Annotated in this window: 15 protein-coding genes; 5 read left to right on the top strand and 10 right to left on the bottom strand. The window is 74.5% G+C overall.

What is annotated here, in order from left to right; genetic code table 11:
• Window positions 1–157: 157 nt before the first annotated feature.
• A complete protein-coding gene (locus tag LG943_RS14185) occupies window positions 158–1,540 on the top strand; it encodes an aspartate aminotransferase family protein (protein ID WP_270072742.1) in 1,383 nt (460 codons plus the stop codon).
• 96 nt (window positions 1,541–1,636) lie between these two features.
• Here LG943_RS14185 and LG943_RS14180 read toward each other — a convergent pair whose 3' ends face one another.
• From LG943_RS14180 to LG943_RS14160, 5 genes are all read right to left on the bottom strand, one after another.
• Window positions 1,637–2,401, bottom strand: a complete 765-nt coding sequence (locus LG943_RS14180; protein ID WP_270072741.1) for a crotonase/enoyl-CoA hydratase family protein — start codon at window positions 2,399–2,401, stop codon at window positions 1,637–1,639.
• A 10-nt stretch (window positions 2,402–2,411) separates the two neighbouring features.
• Entirely contained in the window at window positions 2,412–3,185 is a 774-nt protein-coding gene (locus LG943_RS14175; RefSeq protein ID WP_270072740.1) for an SDR family NAD(P)-dependent oxidoreductase, read from the bottom strand.
• 237 nt (window positions 3,186–3,422) lie between these two features.
• Complete coding sequence (locus LG943_RS14170; protein ID WP_270072739.1) at window positions 3,423–4,493, bottom strand: ROK family glucokinase; 1,071 nt, start codon at window positions 4,491–4,493, stop codon at window positions 3,423–3,425.
• A gap of 900 nt (window positions 4,494–5,393) precedes the next feature.
• On the bottom strand, window positions 5,394–6,212 hold the full coding sequence (locus tag LG943_RS14165; RefSeq protein WP_270072738.1) for a hypothetical protein: 819 nt from the start codon (window positions 6,210–6,212) through the stop codon (window positions 5,394–5,396).
• Between the two features lie 143 nt (window positions 6,213–6,355).
• On the bottom strand, window positions 6,356–6,811 hold the full coding sequence (locus LG943_RS14160; protein WP_270072737.1) for a hypothetical protein: 456 nt from the start codon (window positions 6,809–6,811) through the stop codon (window positions 6,356–6,358).
• Between the two features lie 597 nt (window positions 6,812–7,408).
• Between LG943_RS14160 and LG943_RS14155 the strand changes: the two genes are divergently transcribed.
• Window positions 7,409–9,082: a DHA2 family efflux MFS transporter permease subunit gene (locus LG943_RS14155; RefSeq protein WP_270072736.1), complete on the top strand. Its 1,674-nt coding sequence runs from the start codon at window positions 7,409–7,411 to the stop codon at window positions 9,080–9,082.
• Window positions 9,083–9,116: 34 nt separating this feature from the next.
• Here the strand turns inward: LG943_RS14155 and LG943_RS14150 are convergent, their stop codons facing one another.
• The gene (locus LG943_RS14150) at window positions 9,117–10,472 is read right to left on the bottom strand and encodes a KamA family radical SAM protein (protein WP_408648594.1); all 1,356 of its coding nucleotides are present in this window, start codon (window positions 10,470–10,472) and stop codon (window positions 9,117–9,119) included.
• A gap of 447 nt (window positions 10,473–10,919) precedes the next feature.
• On the opposite strand from LG943_RS14150, the gene plsX reads away from it, so the two are divergent.
• Window positions 10,920–12,017 carry a phosphate acyltransferase PlsX gene (gene plsX / locus LG943_RS14145; protein ID WP_270072734.1) on the top strand — a complete coding sequence of 366 codons (1,098 nt, stop codon included), beginning with the start codon at window positions 10,920–10,922 and terminating at the stop codon, window positions 12,015–12,017.
• Between the two features lie 66 nt (window positions 12,018–12,083).
• Here plsX and LG943_RS14140 read toward each other — a convergent pair whose 3' ends face one another.
• Window positions 12,084–12,578: a hypothetical protein gene (locus LG943_RS14140; protein ID WP_270072733.1), complete on the bottom strand. Its 495-nt coding sequence runs from the start codon at window positions 12,576–12,578 to the stop codon at window positions 12,084–12,086.
• 182 nt (window positions 12,579–12,760) lie between these two features.
• Between LG943_RS14140 and argS the strand changes: the two genes are divergently transcribed.
• Window positions 12,761–14,497, top strand: a complete 1,737-nt coding sequence (argS, locus tag LG943_RS14135) for an arginine--tRNA ligase (protein ID WP_270072732.1) — start codon at window positions 12,761–12,763, stop codon at window positions 14,495–14,497.
• Between the two features lie 88 nt (window positions 14,498–14,585).
• Here the strand turns inward: argS and LG943_RS14130 are convergent, their stop codons facing one another.
• Window positions 14,586–15,209, bottom strand: a complete 624-nt coding sequence (locus tag LG943_RS14130) for a hypothetical protein (RefSeq protein ID WP_270072731.1) — start codon at window positions 15,207–15,209, stop codon at window positions 14,586–14,588.
• 381 nt (window positions 15,210–15,590) lie between these two features.
• Between LG943_RS14130 and LG943_RS14125 the strand changes: the two genes are divergently transcribed.
• The gene (locus LG943_RS14125) at window positions 15,591–16,208 is read left to right on the top strand and encodes a YceI family protein (RefSeq protein ID WP_270072730.1); all 618 of its coding nucleotides are present in this window, start codon (window positions 15,591–15,593) and stop codon (window positions 16,206–16,208) included.
• Between the two features lie 116 nt (window positions 16,209–16,324).
• Here the strand turns inward: LG943_RS14125 and rbsK are convergent, their stop codons facing one another.
• Both rbsK and LG943_RS14115 read right to left on the bottom strand, forming a co-directional pair.
• Window positions 16,325–17,251 carry a ribokinase gene (gene rbsK / locus LG943_RS14120; protein WP_270072729.1) on the bottom strand — a complete coding sequence of 309 codons (927 nt, stop codon included), beginning with the start codon at window positions 17,249–17,251 and terminating at the stop codon, window positions 16,325–16,327.
• A gap of 69 nt (window positions 17,252–17,320) precedes the next feature.
• Window positions 17,321–18,172: an exodeoxyribonuclease III gene (locus tag LG943_RS14115; protein ID WP_270072728.1), complete on the bottom strand. Its 852-nt coding sequence runs from the start codon at window positions 18,170–18,172 to the stop codon at window positions 17,321–17,323.
• Between the last annotated feature and the right edge of the window lie 581 nt (window positions 18,173–18,753).

Here is an 18,753-nt window from a genome sequence, read left to right as displayed (position 1 = left end):
CCCCGCACCACCGCCGCGCAATACAACGGAAACGGTTGCATTCGCCGCTTGCCACATCGAAACCAGTGGGTACCATCGGAGAGAACGACGAAATCCCTGATCATGGCGGGTCGACCGTGCGGTCCCCGCGATCCACCACCCGTGCAGGGGGAACCACGTGACAGCCCGGCAGTACGACCCCGACACCGACCTCCAGCAGGCCGCGCGCGACCACCTGTGGATGCACTTCACCGACATGTCGGCCTACGCCGACGCCGAGATCCCGGTCATCACCCGGGGCGAGGGCCCCTACGTCTACGACACCGCCGGGCGGCGCCGGCTCGACGGCCTGGCCGGGCTGTTCGTCTCGCAGGTGGGCCACGGCCGCGCCGAGATCGCCGAGGCCATCGCCGAGCAGGCCCGCACCCTCGCCTACTTCCCCATCTGGACCTACGCCCACCCGGCGGCGGTGCGCCTGGCCGACCGCCTCGCCGCCCTGGCCCCCGGGGACCTCGACCGCGTCTTCTTCACCACCGGCGGCTCCGAGGCCGTGGAGACCGCCTGGAAGCTGGCCCGCCAGTACTTCAAGGCCGTGGGCGAGCCCACCCGGCACAAGGTGATCAGCCGCGCGATCGCCTACCACGGCACCACCATGGGCGCGCTGTCGATCACCGGCGTGCAGGCGCTGAAGTCGGCGTTCGAGCCGCTGGTGCCCAGCACGATCCAGGTGCCCAACACCAACCTGTACCGGGCGCCGGTGCACCGCGACGACCCCGAGGCGTTCGGCGCGTGGGCGGCCGACCAGATCGAGCAGGCCATCGTGCAGAACGGGCCCGAGACCGTGGCCGCCGTCTACGTCGAACCGGTGCAGAACTCCGGCGGCTGCTTCCCGCCGCCGCCCGGCTACCTGCGGCGGGTGCGCGAGATCTGCGACCGCCACGGCGTGCTGATGGTCTCCGACGAGGTCATCTGCGCCTTCGGCCGCCTCGGCGAGTACTTCGGCGCCGAGCGCTACGACTACCTGCCCGACATGATCACCTTCGCCAAGGGCGTCACCTCGGGGTACGTGCCGATGGGCGGGGTGATCGCGCGCGAGCACCTGATGGCGCCCTTCCGCGAGCCCGGCAGCATGTTCTCCCACGGCATCACGTTCGGCGGCCACCCCGTGGCCGCGGCGGCGGCGCTGGCCAACCTCGACGTCATCGAGTCCGAGGGGCTGCTGGAGAACGTCCGGCGCAACGCGCCGGTCTTCCGCGCCACCCTGGAGAAGCTCTACGACCTGCCCATCGTCGGCGACGTGCGCGGCGACGGCTACTTCTACGGGATCGAACTGGTCAAGGACCGCGACACCCGCGAGACCTTCACCGACGAGGAGGCCGCGCGGCTGCTGCGCGGGTTCGTCTCGCCGGCCCTCTACGACGCCGGGCTCATCTGCCGCGCCGACGACCGCGGCGACCCCGTCGTGCAGCTCTCGCCGCCGCTGATCTGCGGCCCGGAGCACTTCGAGGAGATGGAGGCGATCCTGCGCACCGTGCTGATCGAGGCCGCCCGGCGCGTGTGAGGCCGCCGGCCGCCCCGCCCCCGCCGCCCGCCCCCGCCGGGCGCGCGAGCGGGGGCGGGGCGTGAGGCGGGCGCGGAGTCCTGTCGGGGTCGGTTGCTACTCGCCCTTCCACTGGGGGGCGCGCTTCTCCGCGAAGGCGGCGGCGCCCTCCATGGCGTCGTGGCTGAGGAACACCGGACCGGTGATGGCGTCCTGGCGCTCCCACATCTCCTCGGCCGGCCAGTCGTCGGACTCGGTGATCACCCGCTTGGACACCGCGATCGACATCGGCGCGTTGGCCGCCACCCGCGCCGCCAGCGCGCGGGCGCCCTCCAGCGCGCCGCCGGGCGGGGTGACGGCGTTGACCAGGCCCAGCTCGGCCATGCGCGGTGCGGCCACGAAGTCACCGGTCAGGGCGAACTCCATGGCGATGTTGCGGGGGATGCGCCGGTGCAGCCGCAGCAGCCCGCCGCCGGCCGCCACCAGGCCGCGCTTGACCTCGGGGATCCCGAACTTCGCGTCCTCGGCCGCCACCACCAGGTCGCAGGCCAGCACCGCCTCGAACCCGCCGGCCAGCGCGTAGCCCTCCACGGCGGCGATCAGCGGCTTGCGCGGCGGGCGCTGGGCGAACCCGGCGAACCCGCGCCCCTCGACCGTGGGCACCTCGCCCTGCATGAACGCCTTGAGGTCCATCCCGGCGCAGAAGGTCTGCCCGGCGCCGGTCAGGATGCCCACGACCAGGTCGGAGCGGGAGTCCAGGTCGTCCAGCGCCTCGGCGATCCCGCGCGCCACGGCGGCGTTGACCGCGTTCTTGGCCTTGGGGCGGTTGATGGTGATGACCGCTACGCCGTCCTCGGCGGTGTAGTCGACCTCGTCGCTCATCGCGCTCTCCTTACTTGGGCGGCATCCGCAGGCCGCCGTCGAGCCGGACGACCTCGGCGTTGATGTAGCTGATCTCCAGCAGCGCGCGCACCAGCCTGGCGAACTCGGCGGGGGTGCCCAGGCGCTTGGGGAACGGGATCGGCGCGGCCAGGCGCTGCTTGAACTCCTCGGCCTGGGGGCCCTGCCCGTAGATGGGGGTGTCCAGGATGCCCGGCGCGACGGTGTTGACGCGGATGCCCGCCGCGGCCAGGTCGCGGGCGGCCGGCACGGTCATGCCGATGATGCCGCCCTTGGAGGAGGAGTAGGCGATCTGGCCGATCTGCCCCTCGATGCCGGCCAGGGACGCGGTGTTGACGATCGCGCCGCGCTCGCCGTCGGCGTTGATCGGCTCGGTGGCGTTCATGGCGGCGGCGGCCAGCCGCAGCACGTTGAACGTGCCGATCAGGTTGACGTCGATGACCTTCTTGTAGCTGGCGAGGTCGTGCGGCTGGCCCTCCTTGTTGACCGTGCGGGTGGCCCAGCCGATCCCGGCGCACGACACGGCGGCGCGCAGCGGGCGGCCGGTGTCCACGGCCTTCTGCACGGCGGCGGCGACCTGGTCCTCGTCGGAGACGTCGGTGGCCGCGAAGACCCCGCCGACCTCCTTGGCCAGGGCCTCGCCGCGCTCGGCGTTGAGGTCGGCGATGACGACGGTCGCCCCCGCGGAGGCGAGTTCCTTGACGGTGGCTTCACCCAGCCCGCTTGCGCCGCCGGAGACGAGGGCGGCAACTCCATTCAGCTCCATGGGCCGCACTCTACAGATGCGGGGGCCCGCAGACTAGAACGAGGTTCGGTTAATCGCGGAGTCCCTTGCCCATCACGCAAAACGCGCCGGAGGAGGCGCGGCGCCCCGGCGCGGCGACGGGTGCGGGGGCGGGCCGAGTGAGGGCAGGCGCGGGTTGGGTCCGGCCCAGGCACTGGCCGGATGACGGCCGGGTGGGGCCAGATGGGATCCAGGTGGAGGCCGGGTGCGGAACGGGTTCTACTCGGGCGCGCCCGGGCGGCCCCGGCGGTGCACGGGTCGGCTGCCGATCCGGCCCTGGCGGCGGCCCTGCCGCCAGCGCGGCAGCGCGTCGCGGGCCAGGTCGGCGGCACCGATCAGTCCGGCCTCGTTGCCCAGCTCGGCCGCCTCGATGCGCGCCTCGGGGCGGTAGCCGCGCCCGGTCAGCGAGCGGCGGAACGCGCGCCGCGCGGGGGCGAGCAGCAGTTCCCCGCTCTCCGACACCCCGCCGCCGATCACGAACAGCTCGGGGTCGAAGGCGGCGGCGAGGTTGGCCAGGCCCACGCCCAGCCAGGTTCCGGCCTCCTCCATCAGCTCCACGCACGCGCGGTCGCCCTCGGCGGCCAGCTCGCTGACCAGCGGCCCGGTGATCAGCCGGGGGTCACCGGCCACGGCGTTCAGCAGCGCCCGCGCCACCGGGGAGTCGGCAGCGGCCAGCTCGCGTGCCTCGCGGGTGACCGCGTTGCCGCTGGCGTACTGCTCCCAGCAGCCCCGGTTGCCGCACTCGCAGCGGTGCCCGCCGGGCACCACGGTCATGTGCCCGAACTCCCCGGCGATCCCGTGGCGGCCCCGGTACAGCTCGCCGTCGATGACGACCGCGCCGCCGATCCCGGTGCCGAGGTTGACCACGACCACGTCGGAGGCCCCGCGCCCGGCACCCACCCGCGCCTCGGCCCAGGCCGCCGCGTTGGCGTCGTTCTCGACCACCACCGGCAGTTCCAGGCGGTCGCGCAGGGCGTCGCGCAGCGGCTCCTCGCGCCAGGACAGGTGCGGCGCGAACAGTACGGTGGCGCGCTGCTCGTCGACGAACCCGGCGGCGCCGATCCCCACCGCGCGCACCGGATGACGGCGGCGCAGTTCCTCCACAACGCCCACGATGGTGTCCTCGACCACCTTGGGGCTCTTGCTGCGGTCGGGGGTCTCGGTGCGCACCCGCTCCAGCACCCGCCCGGCCGCGTTGACCACCCCTGCGGCCACCTTGCTCCCGCCGATGTCGACACCGATGGCAAGCCCACGCCGGTACGGGCGGTCGCCGCCCCAGGAGATAACCATGACCCCGCCAACTCTAAGCGACCACCCCGCAGCGGGCGGGAAGCGCATGGGCCGACACGAAGCGCCCGGCGAGCGCGCGGGTGATGGGTGGTGGTGAGCGCGGCCGAGGGCTCGGGCGCGCGGCCACCGGTCAGCAGGGCGGACGGCCGGGGCCGCGACGAGGCGGCGAGGGCGGCGCGGGTCCGGACAGGCGTTCATCGGCCAGCGGGGCGGACGGCCGGGGCGGGCGACGGGGCGGCGAGGGCAGCGGATGCCTCGGGCGCGCGGTCATCGGGTCGCGGGGCGGGTGGCCGGGGTGGGCGACGGGCGCGGCGGGGGTCCATGGCTCGGTCTCCGCTCCGGGTGGCCGGTGGAGGGGGCGGGTGAACAGAACTCGCATCTCGTCTGCGCTCGGCGCCGCGATTCCTCATCGTTTGCCCGTTTTGTCGCTGACAAAGTCGGCCCCGGCGGCCCCGGAAGGGCTTGTGGAGGGCCTGAGCGTCCACATGGTGAGATGCTCGGGGCAGAATGGACGCCCTTATGTTCGCTATGCCTGATTCTGGGGCTGACGAAAGTGCTCTACCGTTCAGAAGGGCGATGGAAAGCCGCACCTCGTGGTGAAAGAGGCTGTTTTCGTCTCACCATGTGAGATTCCCGGGGGGCGGTGACCGACTTGCCCGGTTCGCGAACGAGCCGGGAGTCGCCAACCGCGGGCGAACGACGGATTCGGCGCCCGCGAGCCCCCAGCCCCCGCCGCCTCGCCGCCCCGTCACCTACCTCAACCGCTGGTGCGCGGTCCGATCACCGCGCGCCCGAACCATCCACCGCCGTCGCCGCCCGCGTCGGGTGCGGCACCACTGGCGTGCGGACCGTTGACCGTCGCCCCGAGGACTCGCCGTCCTCGGCCTCCTCAGCGAACGGCTAACCCGCCCGGGTAAGTGCGCGGGGGTCGGGGGTGGGAGTGGGGTCGACCGTGGGTTCGAGGTCGTGGCGGCCGGCGATCAACTCCTGGACGCGGATTTTGGCGCGGATCAGCGGGCGGCGGATGCGGCGGTCGCGGCGCACGGCCTGGTGCCACTTCTCCGAACCGGCCGGGTAACGCCAGCGCGCCCACGGGGAGCCGGGCACGGCCAGCCGCACGGCGGCCACGATGGACACGGCAGGCAGGAACACCCCGATCAGCCCGGTCCAGATCTTGCCCTTCAGCAGGCTCACCACCGATCCGGCCAGATTGACCAGGCTGAGCACCATCAGCGCCGCCTGCACCCCCTGACCCCCGCCGGCCTGGCCGGCCGCCGGGTGGAACTGCTCCCAGCCGAACGGGCGGACCCCCGTGAGCAGCAGGCCGGTCAGCGCGATGGCGACGAACACGGCGTCGACCGAGGCGCGCCCCTGCTCGGTCCAGTAGACGTCCCGCAGGTGCAGAATGAGCGCGAACTCGTCCAGCACCAGCGCGGAGCCGAACCCGAACAGCGCGGCGGCGACCGCGATCGGCACGCCGGTGCGGTCGGTGATGAGCAGGGCGGCCACGCCGCCGAGCATCATGAAACCCACGCCGAACACGACGTGGTGGATGTGCAGCCCGCCGGGCCGCACGTTGCCCGGCCACCAGCGCACCCGCGCGCGGATCATGCGCACGCTCATGCGGATGAGCAGGAAACCGGCGACAAAGGCGACGAAGAAGCTGAACAACGGCAGCCGGCCGGTCGCCACGACGCTGCTGCCGAACCACTCGACCATCGGACTCCTTGAGTGGGGAAAAGCCGCCACCCGGGGGCACGCAGGGGGTGACTCCCCCAACAGTACGTTCTCGCGGTCGGCCGAGCGGCGGTTCGCCGCCGCGCGCGGTGTTTCGGCCCGGCGCGGCGGCGTGGCCGGGCCGCTCAGGCGCGGCGCCCGCGCAGGGCGCTGACCTGCCACAGGGCGAACCCGAGGACCGCTACCGCCTGCAACACCGTCCAGGTGCGGCCGATTCCGGTCAGGGGGAAGAACGTGCCGGCGGCCGCCGCCAGGCTCGCGGCCGTCCACGCCAGGTTCAGGCCGACCACGGGCCACACGGCGGCGCGCACGGGGCGCGGCCCCGCCGCGCGGCGGGCGACCAGGGCCACGGCGGCGGCGTAGCAGGCCAGGAAGGCTCCCACGCCCAGCAGCCACGGCGCGGGCACCCCCAGCAGCCCGGACAGCGGTGCGGCGAGCGCGAGGTAGAGGAGGGCGTTGGCGCCGGTCACGGCGGCGTCGGCGCCCAGCGCCAGGGGCAGCGAGCCGAGCAGCCGCGCGGCGCCGCCGGCGCGGGCCGGGGCGAGGTCGGAAGACCGGGTGGGGTGGATGGAGTGCGTCATGTCCGTCTCCTGCGGGTAGCGGCGGGTGCGTGCTTGCAGCCTTCCAGCGGCGGCGTCCGCGCGCGATTACCCGGCAGGTCATGCCCCAGCGCATGACCTGCCGGGTACGGCGGGCCGCGACCACCAATCCCCACCGACCGTCCCGCCCGGGTTGGCCCTCCTTCCCGTACCGACCGCCCGCCCCGGGCTATCCGCCCCACCCGTCCCGGTCGTCCCCTCCGGCGTCGCCGCACCGGCACTCCAGCACGACCTGCCCGACCCGCAGTACTTGTTCCTTTATGACTCGCGCGCCCGAGACGCCCTGCTCGTCCCGTCCGCGCGGACTAGGGTGGACCGCGCTCACCGCGCCCCCGGGCTCGCGGACGTCTCAACCGTCACGTTCCCTGCCGTCCCGAGGTCCGCCGCCCCGCGCCCTGCCGTGCTGACCCGGCCGTCCCGACCCGGCCATCCCGACCTGCCGTCCTCAGTCCGGCGCCCGACACCGGCACCCACCGACACCCGCCACCCGCCACCCGCCACCCGCCACCCGCCACTGATCCACCGCAACCCGCCACCGCCCCACCGCCCCACCGCCCCACCGCCGACAAGGAGGCGTCCGTGAACACACCGAGCGGAAACCCCTGGGCGATCCTCGTCGCGCTGTGCCTGGGGTTCTTCATGACCCTGCTGGACCTGACGATCGTCAACATCGCCATCCCCGACATGACCGACCGGCTCGGCGCCGCGCTCGACCACATCATGTGGGTGATCAACGGCTACACCCTGGTCCTGGCGGTGCTGATCATCACGGCCGGCCGCCTGGGCGACCTGTTCGGCCAGCGGCGGCTGTTCCTCGTCGGCGTCGCGCTGTTCACGGTGGCCTCCGCGCTGTGCGGGCTGTCCCCCGACGTCTACACGCTCATCGCGGCGCGCGTGGTCCAGGGCGTGGGCGCGGCGGTGCTGATGCCCCAGACCATGGCGCTGATCGTGCGCGTCTTCCCGCCCGAGCGGCGCGGCGCCGCCATGGGCGCCTGGGGCGCGGTGGCGGGCCTGGCCACCATCACCGGCCCCTCCCTGGGCGGGCTGCTGGTGACCGCGCTGGACTGGCGGTTCATCTTCCTCATCAACCTGCCCGTGGGCGCGATGGCGCTCCTGCTGGGCTGGCGGCTCATCCCCGTCGACCCGCCCTCGGCCCGCCGCCCGGTCCTGGACGTCCCCGGGGTGCTGCTGGCCACGGCCGCCCTCACCCTCGTCTCCTTCGCGCTCATCGAGGGCGAGCGCTTCGACTGGGGCCGGGTCTACGGCCCGGTCACCATCCCGTTCCTGCTGGGCACGGGCGCCGCGCTGCTCGCCCTGCTGGCCGTGCAGCAGGTCCGCCGCCAGGGCCGCGACCCCCTCGTGCCCTTCGCGCTGTTCGCCGACCGCAACTTCGGGCTGATGTCGCTGGCCGCCGCGCTGGTGTCGGTGGCCATGCTCTCGTTCTTCCTGCTGGTGTCCATCCACTTGCAGTCGGTGCTGGGCATGAGCGCGCTGGAGGCCGGGCTGACCCTGGTGCCGCAGGCGGCGGTGTCCATGGTGACCGCCCCGGTGGTGGGCCGCCTGGTGGACCGGGTGGGCGGCAAGTACCTGCTGGTCGGCGGGTGCGCGCTCTTCGCCGTCTCCGCCGCCTGGGTGGTGGCCCTCCTGGGCACCGAGGGCGACTGGCGCACCTTCCTGGCGCCGCTGCTGCTGATGGGCCTGGGCGTGGGCGCGGTGTTCGGCCCCATGAACACGCTGGCCATGGACCGGGTGCGCCCCGACATGGCGGGCGCGGGGTCGGGCGTGCTCAACACCGCGCGCCAACTCGGCTCGGTGGTGGGCGGCGTGGTCGCCGGCGCGCTGCTCCAGTCGGTGCTGGCCGACCGGATCGCCGCGCGCGCCCGCGAGGCGGCGGCCGGGCTGCCCGAACCGGCGCGCGAGCCGTTCGTGCGGGGCCTGGCCCGCTCCGCCGACCAGGGGGTGGAGGTCGGCGGAGCGGGCGCCGCCGCGCCGGCGCCGCCGGAGGGGGTGTCCGCCGCGACCGCCGACCAGATGGCGCACCTGGCGCGCTCGGTGTTCGCCGACGCCTTCACCGAGACCGCGCACGTGGTGGGCCTGGTGCCGGTCGCGGCCATGGCCGTGACGGCGCTGAGCGCGCTGGCGGTGCGCAACACCCGCCGGCGCGGTGCCGCACGCGGCGCCGGCCGTACCGCCGGCGGCCGCGCCTCCGGCGGCGGTGCCGCCGCGCGGGCGGGTGCCCGCGCGGCGGAGTGAACCGCCCCGGCCCGCGGGCCGGAACCCCGGCCGGCTAGGGGTGGGCGGCGTCCAGCAGGGCCGCGTCGGCGGGCGGCGCCTGGTCCCACGGGAACCGCTCGGCGCCCAGGGCCGGCTCCAGGTCGAACAGCCAGACGGCCTTCTCGTCGTAGCGGGCGAAGAAGGGCCGCCCGACCAGCTCGGGGTCGCGCGCCTGGATGAAGTGGCAGACGAAGACCTTCTCGCCCGCGATCTCGGCGACGCCGTCGATGCACACCTTGCCGGGTGTGGCCGACATCGACGGGCCGCGCACGGTGCGCGCCAGCCCGGAGACGCGGTTGTAGGCGCCGCGGTAGATCTCGTAGGCGCGGGCGAGCGGCACCGCGAAGTAGTCCTGCGGGCCGGTGTCGCGCTCCACGAACATGTAGTAGGGCACCATGCCGTGGCGCACGTGGGTGCGCCACATGGTCTCCCACGTGGCCGAGTCGTCGTTGATGGTGCGGATCAGCGGTGCCTGGGTGCGGATGACGGCGCCGGTGGCCCGGATGCGCCGCACCGCCCGCTGCACCAGTTCGGGCGCCATCTCCCGGGGGTGGGAGAAGTGCGCCATGAAGGCGAGGTTCTTGCCGGAGTCCACCACGCGCTCGAACAGCCGCAGCGTGTCGTCGGCGTCGGGGTCGGTGGTGAACCGCTGCGGCCAGTAGGCCAGCGACTTGGTGCCGATCCGGATGGACTCCAGCGAGGCCACGTCCAGCAGCGGCTCGACGTAGCGGCGGAGCACGGCCTCGCCCATGATCATGGGGTCGCCGCCGGTCAGCAGCACGCTGGTGACCTCGGGGTGCTCCTTGAGGTAGGCCACCAGGTGGTCGATCTCGCTGGAGGCGAACTTCAGGTCGGCGTCGCCGACGAACTGCGCCCACCGGAAGCAGTAGGTGCAGTAGGCGTGGCAGGTCTGCCCCTGCTTGGGGAAGAACAGCACTGTCTCGGGGTACTTGTGCTGCATGCCCTCCAGCGGGTCGCGCCCGCCGGTGGTGGGCACGTTCAGATCCATCTGACCCGCGGGGTGCGGGTTGAGCCGGGCGCGGATCTCGTTGGCCGCCCGGTTGACCTCGCCGGCGGGCGCGCCGGAGCGCAGCAGGTCGGCGATACGGGCCACGTCGGTCTGCGGCAGCATGTCCGCCTGGGGGAACACCAGCCGGTAGATCGGATCGTCCGGCGCGGCGTCCCAGTCGATCAGTTCCTCGATGACGTAGCTGTTCACCCGGAACGGCAGAACCGCGGCGACGGCCCGCACCGCAAGGCGGTCCGCCTCACCGAGCCCGGCGCGCGCCGTCAGCTCGTCGAGGTGTTTGGCCGTGTAGGCCCGGAACCGGCGGCCGGCGGACGGCGACGGCGTCGCGTCGTGCGTCAAGCTCACGCGTCTCCTTTCCTGGGGGTTGCCCCGCCCCGGCGTGTGTCAGGGCAGGCGAAGGCGGGAGGGCCCCGCGTGTGGCGGGACACTCCGCGAAACACATCAGCACTGATCGCGCCGGTCGCGAGCGGGGGCACCGGACCGGCCGATGAGTCGACCCACCCGACCTTGGGTGGTTTGTACCCAATCATCCGCCAGAAAGGGGTTTGCTGAAAGGGCCCGCCTCCAGTTGATGGCGGGTGGTGGCCGGGCCGTGACCTTCGCGGCGGACACCGGACCCGCGACCGGCCGGGGACCCGAGCCCGCGTCCCCTCGTCCGGGCCGGGCGCGCGGCGGCATAGCCTTGAGCCGGTACGGTCGCGACGCGGGTCGCCCGCGCTCCGTGCGCCGGGCGGCCGCCGCACCCGGCGCCGCCCGCGGCCGGCGGTGGGAAGTGAGGGGGTTCTCGTGAGCACACCCCAGGCGGCCGCGCCCGCCGGGAGACCCGAACCGGTGATCGCCCTCGACGCCATGGGCGGCGACCACGCGCCCGACGAGATCGTCAAGGGCGCGGTCCTGGCCGTGCGGGAGCGCGGCCTGCGGGTGGTCCTGGTGGGCCGGCGCCCCGAGATCGCCCGCCTGCTGGCCCAGGAGGGCGCGGCCGGCGCGATCCCCATCGCCCACGCCGAGGACGCGCTGGCCATGCACGAGGGCGCGCTCGCCAGTTGGCGCCGCCCGCGCTCCAGCGTGGCCGTGGCCTGCAAGCTCATCCGCCAGGGCGAGGCCGCCGCCCTCGTCTCGGCCGGGTCCACCGGCGGCGTGGTGGCCACCTCCACCGTGCGGCTGCGCACCCAGCCCGGCGTGCTGCGCCCGGCGCTGGCGGTGGCGCTGCCCACCCGGCCCACGCCCACCGTCCTGCTCGACGCCGGCGCCAACGCCGACGCCAAGCCCGAGATGCTGGTGCAGTTCGCGCACCTGGGCGCCGCCTACGCCAACAGCGCGTTCGGCGTGGCCCACCCCCGGGTGGGCATGCTCACCATCGGCTCGGAGCCGGGCAAGGGCAACCGGCTGGCCCGCAAGACGGCCGAACTGCTCGCCGCCACATCGGCGCAGGCGCCGCGGCTGGACTTCCGGGGCAACGTGGAGGGCCACGACCTGCTGGCGGGCGAGGTGGACGTGGTGGTCACCGACGGGTTCACCGGCAACGTGGCGCTGAAGTCGGTGGAGGGCGCGGTGCGGTTCACCCTGTCGTCGGTCACCGAGGCGCTGAGCTCCAGCACCATGGCCAAGGCGGGCGCGCTGCTCCAGCGGGGCGCGCTGCGCTCGCTGCGCGGCCGCTTCGACTCCGAGACCTACGGCGGCGGCGTGCTGCTGGGCCTCAACGGCACCGTGGTGATCGCCCACGGCGCCAGCCACGCGCCGGCGGTGGAGCGGGCCTGCCAACTGGCGCACGACCTGACCACCGGCGGGATCGCCGACCAGGTGCGCACCCGGGTGCAGGCGACCGCCCGCACCACCTGGCTGCACCGGCGCGGCCAGGCGGAGGAGCAGGCGGGCCGCGCCTGAGGAGGGTCCGCGCGGGCCGTGCCGCCGGGTCCGCCGGTGCGGGCCGGGGATCAGGGCATCGGGGGATCAGCCCATCCCGCGCCCCTTGGGCGGACCCTCGGGGTGCCGGGGGTCCCGGCCCGCCCGCCAGCCGAGCCGGGGGTCGGGAGGGCTGCCCTGCTTCGGTTGCCCCTTCCGCGCCTTGCGGGCCTTGGCGAGCGCGTCGGGACCCATGCCGGATCCGCTGCCCACGACGGCCCCCGGGTCCGCCGCCGCCCCCTCGCGCGCCCGCTCCGCGGACTTGAGAGCGGACAGCTCGGCGCCCAGCGCCTTGGGAAGGTGCGCTCCCGGTTCCACGACCACACCGTAGGGGTACTTCTCCGTGGGCTTGAGCGTCAGTCCGTCGGGGAACGCGGCGAGTGTCTCCGGCCGCTGCCGGCCCTCCGGAATCCCCGAGAACACCTGGGGCATCCCGGGCAGGGTCCTCGCGTCGGGGTCGGCGGGCACCGCGCGGCCCCCGTCAGGCCGGTGGGTGCCCGCCGCATCGCCGGGAACCGGTGGGTTTCCGCTGTTTTCAGCCATTCTCCACCCCTCTCCTCCCCGGCAATCTAGCGAGCCCGGCGCCCCCGCCGCGAGGGGTGCGCGCGGCCGGAACCGGCACGCCTCCGGGCGGGTGCCCGGCCCCGCGCTCCCTGTGCGCCACCGGCGCGGGACGTGGGAAAACCGCGCACGGCCACACCGCCCGGATCGGTAGGCTTTAGGGCATGGCCGACCCGCAGGAGATCCTCGCGCAACGGGTCCAGTCCGCGCTCGGTGCCGCCTTCGGCCCCGACTTCGCCGACACCGACCCCGTCATCCGTCCGTCGCAGTTCGCCGACTTCCAGGCCAACGCCGCCCTGCCCCTGGCCAAGCGCCTGGGCCGCGCGCCGCGCGACGTCGCCGCCGACATCGTCGCGCGCCTGGACATCGCCGACATGTGCCGCGACGCCGAGATCAGCGGGCCCGGCTTCATCAACCTCACCCTGCGCGACGACTGGATCGCCGCGCGGGCCCAGGACCTGCTGGCCGACCCCCGGGCGGGCATCCCCCGGCAGCAGCCCCAGACCATCCCCATCGACTACTCCGCGCCCAACGTGGCCAAGGAGATGCACGTCGGCCACCTGCGCACCACCGTGGTGGGCGACGCCCTCGCCCGCGTCCTGGAGGCGCTGGGCCACGCCGTGGTCCGCCAGAACCACATCGGCGACTGGGGCACCCCCTTCGGCATGCTCATCGAGCACCTGCTGGACTCCGGCGAGCACTCCCCCGAGGCCGAACTCGTCAAGACCGACCCCAACGCCTTCTACCAGGCGGCGCGCACCAAGTTCGACGGCTCGCCGGAGTTCGCAGAGCGGGCGCGCAAGCGGGTGGTGGCGCTCCAGGCCGGCGACCCCGAGACCCTGCGGCTGTGGCGTGAACTGGTCGACCTCTCCAAGGTCTACTTCAACCGGGTCTACGCCACCCTCGACGTCACCCTCACCGACTCCGACCTCGCCGGCGAGAGCATGTACAACGACATGCTGCCCGGCATCTGCGACGAGTTGGAGGGCAAGGGCATCGCCGAGGTCAGCGAGGGCGCGCTGTGCGTGTTCCAGCCCGAGTTCACCGGCCGCGAGGGCAAGCCGGTGCCGCTGATCGTGCGCAAGAGCGACGGCGGCTACGGCTACGGCACCACCGACCTCGCCACCATCCGCTACCGGGTCGAGGAGTTGGGCGCCACCTCCCGCGTCATCTACGTGGTGGGCGCGCCGCAGGCCCTGCACTTCCGCATGGTGTGGTCGGCCGCGCGCAAGGCCGGGTGGCTGCCCGACCGCGTCACCCCCGTCCACGTGCAGATCGGCAACGTGCTGGGCGAGGACGGCAAGATCCTGCGCACCCGCAGCGGGCAGCCGATCCGGCTCATGGCGCTGCTGGAGGAGGCGGTCGACCGCGCCGCCAAGGTCGTCGCCGAGAACCGGCCCGACCTCGACGACACCACCCGGGCCGCCATCGCCCGCGAGGTCGGCATCGGCGCGGTGAAGTACGCCGACCTGTCGGTCTCCCACGACACCGAGTACGTGTTCGACTACGACCGGATGCTGGCCCTCAACGGCAACACCGGCCCCTACCTCCAGTACGCGGCGGCGCGGATCCGGTCCATCTTCCGCAAGGGCGGCGTCGACCCCGACTCCGCCACCGGCCCCATCACGCTGACCGAGCCCGCCGAACGCGACCTCGCGCTGGCGCTGCTGGGCTTCGGCCCGGTCGTGGCGGCGGTCGGCGACACCCTGGAGCCGCACCGGCTGTGCGGCTACCTGTTCGACCTCGCGCAGGCGTTCACCGCGTTCTTCGAGCACTGCCCGGTGCTCCAGGCCGAGGACCCGGCGGTGCGCGACTCCCGGCTGGCGCTCATCGCGGCCACGCTGCGCACCCTGGTCACCGGCCTGGGCCTGCTGGGCGTGCGCACGCCCGAGCAGATGTAGCCGCCGGTCCCGCATCGCGCCGCAGGGCCGCCCCGCACAGCGGGGCGGCCCTGCGCGCGTTCCGTAGCGGGTGCGTGGGGCGCGCCGTTCAGAGCGAGAGGACCAGCCAGAGCGAGAGCGCGGGCGGTATGACGGAGTGGTCATGGGGGCCGCCCCGCCCGGGGTGGCCGTCGTCGTCATCGTCGTCGTCCCAGTCGGGCGTGCTGGGCGAGGGGTCGGGCGTGGGCGGGGAAGGCGGGTTGGCGGGCCGCCCGCCGCCCCCTCCGCCGCCGCCACCACCGCCGCCGCCACCGCCACCCCCTCCGCCGCCGGGGGTGGCGGTGGCGCCGGGGGGCTCGGTGGAGGTGGCCCCGGTCCCGGGAGCGGGGGCGGTCGCGGGGGCGGAGGATCCGCTCGGCGCGGCCGGAGCCGGGGTCGCCTCTGCGTCGCGCGAGGCCGTGGGGCTGGGCGCGGGCTCCTCTGAGGGAGTTCGGGGGGCGTCTCCGTGGCCGTCGCCGACCTGGCCGTGAACGGCCGGCGGGTTGTCGACACCCACCTCGGCGCCGCTGCTGGGCAGGCTGAAGAGTGCCAGGACGGCGACGGTGATGGTCAGGCCCGCGGTGAGGACACCGGCGGCGATCATCCACTGGCCGCGCCTGCGCAGCCGCTCCTGCCGGCGGCGGTCGTCGTGGCGGCCAGGTACTACCTCGGGACCTTCGGGTGCGCTGCTCATGGGGGTGGCTGGCTTCTCGCTGAAAGGGGGTGTCGGCCTGGGCCGTCGTGCGGTGCACGGAGTCCCGGCGCACGGATTCCCCAAGGGTACAACGCGGTCGGTTCACCACTATCTGCGCGTTACGGCCAATCCGGCGCACTCACCAACTCGACTTCTCCGGGACGGACGCAGCAGTGGATACGGCGGCCGACTCGGGCCGGGTGTGACGCATCCGACATCCCGCCCGGTCGCGCCGCACCCGCCGAGCCCGCGCGCCGGGCGGCGCACGGCCCCCGCCTGCCCAGGCGCCCGCGCCGCTGCCGCCCGACCGCCGGAACCACGGGCAAACAGGAGGAAACCGACTATTAGCCTGTTATCCATCCAATCGAGGAGAAAGCAGTCATGACTTCTGGTCCGCAACCCGACGACGGCCTCGGCCCGGAACCCGGCACCTGGCACCTTGACCCGGTCCACTCCTGCATCGTCTTCGTGGCGCGCTACCTGCGCTTCGGCCGCGTGCAGGGCACCATCAGCGACGCCCGGGGCACGGTGGCGGTGGCCCAGGACCCCGTCGACTCAACGGTGGACGTGTCCATCCGCGCCGCGTCGCTCAACACCGGCGTCCAGGCGCGCGACGACCACCTGCGCTCCCCCGACTTCCTCGACGTCGAGCGGTTCCCCGAGATCCGCTTCACCAGCACCCGCGTCGAGGAGCGCTCCCGCGCCAAGGGCACCTTCCACCTGGACGGCGACCTCACCGTCCACGGCACCACGCGCCCGGTCTCGCTGGACTGCCAGTGGGCCGGAGAGGCGCCCGACTACGCCGACCCGGACCACACCTACGGCCACTTCTTCGCGGGCAACGGCCAGATCCGCCTCAGCGACTTCGGCGTCGGCGACGGCGGCCCGGTCCCGTGGGGCGGCCGGCTGGTCGGCGACGCCCTCGACATCGTGCTGGAGGTCCGTCTCCAGGACCGCGACCCGATCCACTTCCTGCGCCACATCGGCCACGTGGCCTAGCCCTCGGGACGAGCCGCCGGCGGCCCCCGGGAGACGTGGGCGGCGGGGCGGCGACGGCGGCGGACGGCTCGGGCAAGGGGCCTCCGCTCTGCCGCACCTCACCTCGGTGCGGCCGGCTATCCCTGCCGCAGCAGGTCCTCGATCTCCGCGCGCCCAGGCATCGACGGTGCGGCGCCGTGGCGCTGCACCGACAGGGCCGAGGCGGCCGACGCGAAGCGCAGCGCCTCCTGCGGCGCGCGGCCCTCGGCGCGGGCCACCGCGAACGCGCCGCAGAAGGTGTCTCCGGCGGCGGTGGTGTCGACCGGGGAGACCCGGAACGCGGGCACGTGCACCGGCTCGGCACCCCGGGTGCCGTGGAGCGAGCCCTCCTCGCCCAGGGTGACGATCGCCTCGGGCACCGCCCGCAGCAGCGCCGCCAGCGCGGCGCGCGGGTCGGTCTGGCCGGTGATGGCGGCGGCCTCGTGCTGGTTGGGCACCAGCAGGTCCACGTTCTCCAGCAGCTCCGGCGGCAGCTCGCGCGCCGGGGCGGGGGTGAGCACCGTGGGCACCCCGGCGGCGCGCCCGGCGCGCGCGGCGGCCACAACCCCCTCCATCGGCAGCTCCAGTTGCAGCAGCAGCGCCGCGCTGCCCGCCAGCAGCCGGGAGTCCTCGGCGGCCAGCCCGGTGACCTCGCCGTTGGCGCCGGGGATGACGATGATGGAGTTCGCGCCGCGCCCGTCGACCACGATGTGCGCCACGCCCGAGGCGCCGCCCACCGTGCGCAGGGCCGACACCTCGATGCCGCACTCGACCAGGTTGCCGCGCAACTGGGTGCCGAAGGAGTCGTCGCCGACGGCGCCGATGAACGCGACGTCGGCGCCCGCGCGGGCCGCCGCGACCGCCTGGTTGGCGCCCTTGCCGCCGGGCACCTGGGCGAACCGGGTGCCGGTGACGGTCTCGCCGCTGGCGGGCGCGGTGTCGACGTAGGCGACGAGGTCCATGTTGACGCTGCCGAAGACCACGATGCGCGGCGGCCGCGCCGGGGAGGTGCTGGGCGAACTCACGCGCCGAGCCTATCGGGCGGCCCGGTGGGCGCCCACCCCCGGCGCGGACGTGTCAGCCCCCGCCGCGGGTCAGACCTGGGGCGGCGCGGTGGCCCCTGCGGCGTCGGCGGCGTCGGAGGTCTCCTGGGCGGTGCGGTCCAGCTCCACGATCACCGGCGCGTGGTCGGACGCGCCCTTGCCCTTGCGCTCCTCGCGGTCGATGAGCGCCCCGCTGACCCGCGCGGCCAGCGCCGGGGAGGCCAGCACGAAGTCGATGCGCATGCCCTTGCGCTTGGGGAAGGACAACTGCTTGTAGTCCCAGTAGGTGTAGACGCCGGGACCCGGCGCGAAGGGCCGCACGACCTCGGCGAACCCGGCGTCGACCACGGCGCGGAACGCGTCGCGCTCGGGCTTGGTGACGTGCGTCCTGCCCTCGAACTCGGCCATGTCCCAGACGTCGTCGTCCTGCGGGGCGATGTTGAAGTCGCCGCACAGCGCCATCTGCGCGGCGGGGTCGGTGGCCAGGCAGCCCGCCGCGTAGTCGCGCAGCGCCTCCAGCCAGCGCAGCTTGTAGGCGTAGTGGGGGTCGTCGATCTCGCGGCCGTTGGGGATGTAGAGGCTCCACACCCGCACCCCGCCGCAGGTGGCGCCCAGCGCCCGCGCCTCGGGCGCGGCGGGGTCGCCCCAGCCGGGCTGGCCGGGGAACCCGATCTGGACGTCGGTGATCCCCACACGCGACAGGACGGCCACGCCGTTCCACTGGGAGAGCCCGTGGTGGGCGACCTCGTAGCCGAGTTCGGTGAACAGCTCCGTGGGGAACTGGTCGTCGCGGCACTTGGTCTCCTGCACGGCGGCGACGTCGATGTCGCTCCGCTCCAGCCAGGCGGCGATCCGCTCGGCCCTGGCCCGGACACTGTTGACGTTCCACGTGGCGATACGCACGCAGTCAGGCTAGCGCCCGGCTACGACACGCGCCGCACGATCGGGCACGCGGCGCGTGCGGCTCGGGGCGCGGGCGGGACAGGGACGCGGGCACGGGCGAGGCCCCGGCGCGGCCGTCCTCCGCTCCGGGGCCTCCCGTCTCCCTGTGGGGTGAATCCCTGTGGGGGTGAAGCGCCGTCATCGCCGCTCTGCCAAATGTGACGCAGGGGACGCCCGAACGGTTCAACCCGCGCGCGGCCGATTCCACGCGTCCGGTCCCCCGCCGCCGAGCCCGCGCGGCCGGATCCGTCCCGCCCATCCCCCGCACCGCCCCTTCCCCTCCGCCCATCCCGCACCACCGGCCCCGCCCGCCGCCCCCGCGCCCCATCCTCAGCGATTTCCCAGCGCGCGCACTGCCGCGTCACAGCGGAGCACGGCACGCTGGTCGCCGAGCCGCTGAGGGGGCGCCGCCGGTCCCGGCGGCACCGAGTCCGAGCCCCCTGCTCCGCGCCCGCCCGCGTGCCGGGCGGGGCGCGGCCGCGCCCGGGCCGCCCCCGGGCCGGCCGCGCGGCTCGTGGAGCCGGCGGGGGCGCCGCGAGGCG

The sequence above is a fragment of the Streptomonospora mangrovi genome, from assembly GCF_027604915.1.
GTDB lineage: Bacteria > Actinomycetota > Actinomycetes > Streptosporangiales > Streptosporangiaceae > Streptomonospora > Streptomonospora mangrovi.
The sequence above is the reverse complement of the archived record's forward strand: the minus strand, read 5'-3'. Positions and strand labels throughout refer to the sequence as shown.